We start from the raw sequence: 6,373 nt of genomic DNA on the forward strand, positions 1-6,373 counted from the left end.
TGGCAACGGCTTAGAATCCATAAAGCCGTTCGGGGTTGTCCCACATGCAGCGTGCAAAGGTGTCGGTGCTCAGTGCCTCGCGGCACAGCGCCAGCATCGGCGGAAGTTCGGGCAGCGGTTCGCAGGTCATAACATGCGGCCAGTCGCTGCCCCAGATGATCTGGTCGGGAAACGCCGAACCGATCTGTTCGATCAGCGCGGCAATGTCGCCATAGCGCCCGATATCGGTACTGACCCGCGTCGGCGAGAGCTTTGCCCAGACGCGCCCGGTGCCCAGAAGCCGCAGCAGGGCCTGCGGTTCTGCCGGATCGACATGACCGATGTGATCAAGAACCAGCCGCACGCCCTCCGGGAGCAAGGGCACCATGGCGGCGATGTGCTCGAAACTTCGCGGCTCAGTGTTCAGTTCGATATGCCAGCCGACCTCGGCCACCCGTTCGGCAAGCTGGGGCAGCGCCTCAAGCGCGCTGTCGCCCAGTCGCGCACGGTCCTGCACGCGGGTCGCGCGGATGCCGGCGGCATGCAGTGCCGGCAGGTCGGCATCGCCGTCGATCATCGCAACACCACGCAGGGCGACCGGACCCTCAGCGCCCAGCACCTGCACCAGGCGGCTGTTGTCCGTACCATCAACCGAGGCTTGCACGACCACAGCGCGCCCGACACCCACTGGTGCGGCCTCTGCCATATAGTCGCGAATGTCGCGGGCAGGCGGCACATAGGCGCCGGTCTGCGGGCCGGGGGTCCTGTCAAAGGAATGCATGTGGCAATCGGTGATCATGGGCGCGGCTTTCGCAGACTCAGGGCCAGGCTGATGGCCAGCGACAGTCCGATCAGCACGACCAGCCCGACGGTGATCGGCGACCCGAAAAAGATACCATAGCCGCCGCCCGAGGTCAGCAGCCCCTGCCGCAGGCTCTGCTCGAACGGCGCGCCAAGGATCAGTCCGATCAATAGCGGTGGCAAGGGGAAACCCGAACGCTGAAACAAGAAGCCCAGCACACCCGCGCCCAGCATCACCCAAACGTCGAACAGGCTGTTGTTCACCGAAAACGCGCCAAAGATGGCAAGGATCGTGATTGCGGGCAACAGGTGGCGTGGCTGGATGCGGGTGACGTGGATCGCGACGCGAAAGAACAGCAATCCAAGGATCACCGTCGGGATCGACGACAGCAACAGCGCTTCGAAAATGGCGTAGACCTCCACCCCGTGATCGCGGAACAGGAACGGCCCGGGCGCCAACCCGTGCAGCATGAAGGCCCCCAGGATCACCGCCGTGACCGCATCGCCGGGGATGCCCAGGGCCAGCGTCGGCACCAGCGCGCCGCCGGTGACTGCATTGTTCGCGGCTTCGGGTGCCGCGATGCCCTCGGGCGCGCCATTGCCGAACTGCTCCGCCGCGTCAGAGCGCGCGCGGGCGAGGTTGTAACTCATGAAGGCAGGCACGGTCGAACCGATCCCCGGCAGGATGCCGACAAAGGTGCCGATGACCGACGACAACAACAGCGTCGCCCGCATCCGCCACAGCTCGGCAAACCGAACGACGGACGATTGCAGCGGCGGCACTTTGGTATCACCGACCAGCGGTTCGCGGTCGAATGCCTGAAGCAGAACCTCGGACATGGCGAACAGGCCGATCAGCACCGGGATCAGCTGAAAACCGTTTTCAAAGGCAAAGGACCCAAAGGTAAAGCGCGGCGTGCCGCTGATCGGGTCCAGGCCTACGATGCCGGCACAAGCACCGACAAGCACCATGATCAGCGCGTCGAGCTTCGATCCGCCGCCGAACAGCACGATCACCAGCAGCGCGAACAGCATCAACATCGCCATCTCCGCCGGGCCAAAATCCAGTGCAAAGCGGGCCAGCGGTTCCGCCAGCGCCATCAGGACAAGACAACTGAAGATGTTGCCAAAGATGCTTGCATAGAGGGCAAATCGCAACGCCCGGCCGCCTTCGCCGCGTCGCGCCATGGCAAAGCCGTCGATGGCCGTGGCCGCCGACGATGGCGTTCCCGGCACGTTCAGCAGTACGGCCGAGATAGATCCGCCAAAGATCGCACCCTGATAGACGCCCAAAAGCAGGATGATCGCCGGGATCGGCTCCATCGAGAATGTGACCGGAATCAAAAGCGCAATGGCCATGGTCGGGCCCAGTCCCGGAATCGCCCCGATGATGATCCCTGAAATGATCCCGACCAGGGCTGCGACCAGTACCCAGAGGTTCAGAAGTTCGAGAAAGGCGTCGACGAGCACGACGTGCGCTCCTTTGCAGTCGGGGAATGCTAGGGCAGGGGGATGTTCAGCCCTTGATGCCCGCCATAGGCAACAATGGCCGCCACGACAATCGGCAGGCCCAGCAACAGCGGCTTTCGTTCACCTAGAATAAGCGCCACGACAATGCCCATACCGGCCGCGCCTGCGAAGAAGCCGATCCGCGGCATCGCCCAGAGTGCCAAGGCCGCGCTTGCCGCGACGATGATTACGCGGCGCAGGCGTGAGGCGCTCAGCGTGTCGTCTTCCTGGCGCAGACTCAGGATCAGGCGCAGCGCGACAACGGCGGCCAGCATCCACAGCGCCACACGGGGGAAACTGCGGGCATCGGGGCCTGACGCACCGAAGCCGAAGACCTCGATCTGGCTATTCAGGGTGTACAGGCCGCAGGCCGTCGCCGCGAGCAGAAGGCCCGCGGTCAGCGACCGGAAGCCGGGGCGGGCAAGCCCGCCGCCGTGGCCATTCGTGCTCAATTGCTCAGATCCTTGGCAATTTCGCGATAGGCATTCAGGTTCTCTTCAATCGTCTTGCCAAGCTCCGCGCCCGACATGATCCGCACCGGCTGGCTGAGATCGGTCATGAAAGTCTTGAATTCGTCGGTCGAGGCGACTTGGCTGAAGACCGCTTCTAGCTTGGCGATAATCGCAGGGTCGGTGCCGTCGGGTGCCATGATGCCCACGACGGACGGAAACTCCGCCGCGAGTCCGGCCTCTTTCAGTGTCGGTGCATCGGGGAAATCCGGATCATTCGTGCCGTCGAGCACGCCCAGCAGGCGCAGCTGACCGTCCAGGACCAGATCGCGATAGGCCGGGACCAGCGCCGCGTCCACATGGCTGCCCAGAACCGCTGCCGTCGCCTTGGACGCGCCATCGAAGGGCACGTGCTGTAGCTTGGCGCCGGTGTCCTTTGCGACCGAGGCGAAGGCCAGATGTGCCCCGCCCATTGCGCCAGCCGTGCCATAGGTCACAACGCCGGACTTGGCGCCATCGATCAGCGCATCCAGAGTCGCATAGGGGCTGTCCGCCGGGACGACGACGCCGTGGAACGGGCCGGAATAGTTCAGGATCGGGATGAAGTCGGTCAGCGTGTCATAGCCCACGTCGCGCAGGGCCGGGGTGACAAAGGATGGCGACGAGGTCGTTGCGATCACCGTATAGCCATCGGGATCGGCAGCTGCGACGGCGCGCATCGCGTTCGTGCCACTGGCACCGGGCTGGTTTTCGACCACGATCGGCTGGCCAAGGACTTTTTCGGCCATCGCCGCCAACTGGCGCGCGGATATATCGGTGGTGCCGCCTGCCCCATAAGGCACGACAAGCGTGATCGGACGGTTCGGATAGTCCGATTGCGCCAGGGCTGCAAAAGGCATGAGTGTGAGACTGGCCAACAGGGCCAAGCCAGAACGGCGTGTGAATGTCATGATGTCCTCCCGAGTGTGACTGAGTTCCGGCTAATGACGGCGGCGAAACAATTCGGCTGCCGGTACAATCCCAGCCATGGCCGAAACCGGCCTCCCAACCGGTTTGCCAAACATGACATTGATTGCTTCTTAACAAAAGCGCGAATAAATTCATATCTAATACAGAAAAGCTTAATCTCTGTCAGCTATCCCAGAGCTTTGTATCGCCAGTTCGTACGCTTCTGGTGATTTATGCGCCACTCGGATGAAGGTTTCGGCGCTTTCGCCATTCTGCCGGGCTCCGCTGTCAGTCCGGCAGATAGAACTCCGTGACCCGCCGCTTCCCCTCGGCCCGCCCGAGTTGAACGATCACATCAATGGATTTCCGGATGTAGTCTTGCATCTTGGCGAATGTCCTGTGTCCGGCCTGTTTGCGCGGTTTTGACCGCTGGCCCTCCCTCTCGGGACATTGCTTCGCAATACCCTGCCGAGCAGTGGATGGGTTCCGCAAAGCAAGTCCCTTACAGCTTGGCGAGCTATGTCGCCCGGGACCTTTGGCGGGGTGTCTTGGTTTTGGCGGCAGACTTATGCACCATCATCTTACGGGTCTTGCTAACTCGTTTTGCTTGCTCCTTTAGGCCGTGTGCGGCGTATATGGTTCGTTGCGGGTCAGACCGGCCCAGACGATCCGCGATCTCTGAAATCGGCATTTTGGCTTCAAGCCACTTTGCAAGCTTGCGTCGTTCATCCAGCTTCAAGTGACTGTAGTGGCTTTCCATTCTTCATACTCCATGCAACTCACTGTCTTGATCGAGAATTTGCACTTCGTTTGTGAATCCACCGGGGAGCACCTCAATTGTTAGCGCTTAGCGTGTAGACTCAAGCTCTGCCAGACGTTCTGCCAGCGCTGCGATGACCGCTGCCTGCGCGTCAGATTGCGCCGCTTTTTCCTTCAGGGTCGCGATCACCGCATCCTGCTCAAGCGTATAAAGCGTCAGCTCCTCGACCTTTTTCAGCAGGATCATCTGCATTTCGGTCATGTCGACACCTTTCGCGGCAATGTCCGCCGCCGATGGGACATCCGGCAGATGAGAATTCGCGTCGATGAACGACTGTACCTCGGAAAGCGGACGCAGCGCGTAATCGTCTGCAAAGACGTAATCCGGCACGTTCAGTTGCGTGTTGTTCACCACCAGCGTGCCGGTGATGTTCACCTCACCCGGCTTGCCGTTCCGCCCCAGTCGCATCAGGTTGTTGTTGGCGGCATTGTCGATTTTCAGCGGCGTGTTGCCGCCCGCGATGCCGACATTCAGGCGGCCGGAGTCCTGCTGGTTGCGGAACTCCCAGGTGGTTGGGGTCACGCCATTCTGGCGCAGACGGAAAGCCGCGTCAGAGCCTGCGCCATTGGCATCGAAGAGCGCAAAAGCGTCGGTGTTGATGGCGTTGGAGCGGATGTGCAGAAGCTCTTCGGGGAGCGTGGTGCCAAGGCCGATTTTGCCGTTGTCCGCAATCACGAACGAATTGGTGTTGGCACCGGGCAGGATTTTGAACGGCATCTGGTTGCTGTTGTTGACGTCGCGAACATAGAAGGTCGTCTCGTTGCCGCCAACGTCCCAGGTTTGCTGAGGCAGGGCCTCGCTGCCATCCTGCTGGAGCCGCAGGGTGGGGCTGTCGCCATCGACAATATGCAGTTGGGTCAGGGGGTTGACCGTACCCATGCCGATTTTTCCGGAGGTTTCGAGCACCAGCGTATTGCTTGGCACGCCGCCCTCGATGGTGAAGGGGAAAGTGCCCCCGTCGATATCCTGCACCGCGAATTTGGTCGTCGAGGAATCGTTGATCACCAACCGCCAATCGTTGCTGGAAATGCCAGAGGTTGAGGAGCTGTCTTCAAACAGGATATCGGGCTCGGACCATTTCAGCCGCAGCGGACCCTGTTCAAAGGGTTCGGAGCCGTCACATGCAGGCCCGATGCAGGCGCGCCCGTCAAAAGTGTTGTTACCGGCACCAAAAAAGTTCGGGCCGAAACCATTCTGGGTGATATCGCCCGACAGGGTCAGGTCGGATCCGTTAATCGCCTGCGCGAACACAGTGCTGGCACCCAGGCATAGGGCAAGGCTCAGCCCAGCCGCGTTGAATGTAAGTTTGGTCATCTAAAATACTCCCTGCTGGAAAACGGTTATCGCTTCTCTGTCTGGCTCAGCCACGAGGTAATCCCTCTGTATTTAGTGGGGTTCAGCCATGGCATTCATGCAGAGGTTTCCGGTTCTCACTGCGGGTGTTAAACCGCCGATGCCCATGTTGGGTCGCTCGTTGTTGTAAGTCCAGAAAATTTGTGTTGCTTAATTTTGTGTTTCTGCGATGGGCTCAAGGATGTTCCGGCTCTGGCGCGCGGTTGATCAGGACGGGATCGTACCGGAGAAAATTCTGCAGTCCACGCGCGATAGCCAAGCCGCAACGCGTGCTCTGAAGTCACTGGTCAAACGATTTGGGCGGCCCAAAGGGATCGTCACGGACACACTTCGGTCCTAGGTCGTGTTGACATTCATTGTCGCCCACCCGTTTCAGTCCAAAATTGCTCAGTTCCAGGCAAGAGAGCGCAGGAATAGCCAGCTATTTCAAGCTCTCTTAACGCAGAAATGGGCAATTTTGGCGAAACCCCTGCGGGGCGCGGCGGATTTTGCCTCTGCCCTCCCGGATGTTCGC

6 protein-coding genes and 2 pseudogenes are annotated in these 6,373 nt (G+C 60.8%); 1 reads left to right on the forward strand and 7 read right to left on the reverse strand.

Annotated features, from left to right (window positions below):
• Positions 1–10 precede the first annotated feature (10 nt).
• The 7 genes and pseudogenes from O4H53_RS24065 to O4H53_RS24090 all read right to left on the reverse strand — a co-directional run bounded on the left by O4H53_RS24065 (position 11) and on the right by O4H53_RS24090 (position 5,820).
• Positions 11–760: an amidohydrolase family protein gene (locus O4H53_RS24065; protein WP_269367519.1), complete on the reverse strand. Its 750-nt coding sequence runs from the start codon at positions 758–760 to the stop codon at positions 11–13.
• Between the two features lie 14 nt (positions 761–774).
• Positions 775–2,250 carry a tripartite tricarboxylate transporter permease gene (locus tag O4H53_RS24070; protein ID WP_269367520.1) on the reverse strand — a complete coding sequence of 492 codons (1,476 nt, stop codon included), beginning with the start codon at positions 2,248–2,250 and terminating at the stop codon, positions 775–777.
• 29 nt (positions 2,251–2,279) lie between these two features.
• Complete coding sequence (locus O4H53_RS24075; RefSeq protein WP_269367521.1) at positions 2,280–2,741, reverse strand: tripartite tricarboxylate transporter TctB family protein; 462 nt, start codon at positions 2,739–2,741, stop codon at positions 2,280–2,282.
• Positions 2,738–3,688 carry a Bug family tripartite tricarboxylate transporter substrate binding protein gene (locus O4H53_RS24080; protein ID WP_269367522.1) on the reverse strand — a complete coding sequence of 317 codons (951 nt, stop codon included), beginning with the start codon at positions 3,686–3,688 and terminating at the stop codon, positions 2,738–2,740. The genes O4H53_RS24075 and O4H53_RS24080 overlap by 4 nt, the downstream gene beginning before the upstream one ends.
• 286 nt (positions 3,689–3,974) lie before the next feature.
• Positions 3,975–4,082, reverse strand: a pseudogene (locus O4H53_RS27225) (type II secretion system protein E); the annotation flags it as partial.
• A gap of 235 nt (positions 4,083–4,317) precedes the next feature.
• Positions 4,318–4,446: pseudogene (locus O4H53_RS24085) on the reverse strand (helix-turn-helix domain-containing protein); the annotation flags it as partial.
• 87 nt (positions 4,447–4,533) lie between these two features.
• Positions 4,534–5,820, reverse strand: coding sequence for a hypothetical protein (locus O4H53_RS24090; protein WP_269367523.1), 1,287 nt, complete (start codon positions 5,818–5,820; stop codon positions 4,534–4,536).
• 220 nt (positions 5,821–6,040) lie between these two features.
• Between O4H53_RS24090 and O4H53_RS24095 the strand changes: the two genes are divergently transcribed.
• Positions 6,041–6,199, forward strand: coding sequence for a DDE-type integrase/transposase/recombinase (locus tag O4H53_RS24095; RefSeq protein WP_269367524.1), 159 nt, complete (start codon positions 6,041–6,043; stop codon positions 6,197–6,199).
• Positions 6,200–6,373: the final 174 nt, after the last annotated feature.

It is taken from the genome of Sulfitobacter sp. G21635-S1 (assembly GCF_027213915.1).
Taxonomy (GTDB): Bacteria; Pseudomonadota; Alphaproteobacteria; order Rhodobacterales; family Rhodobacteraceae; genus Sulfitobacter.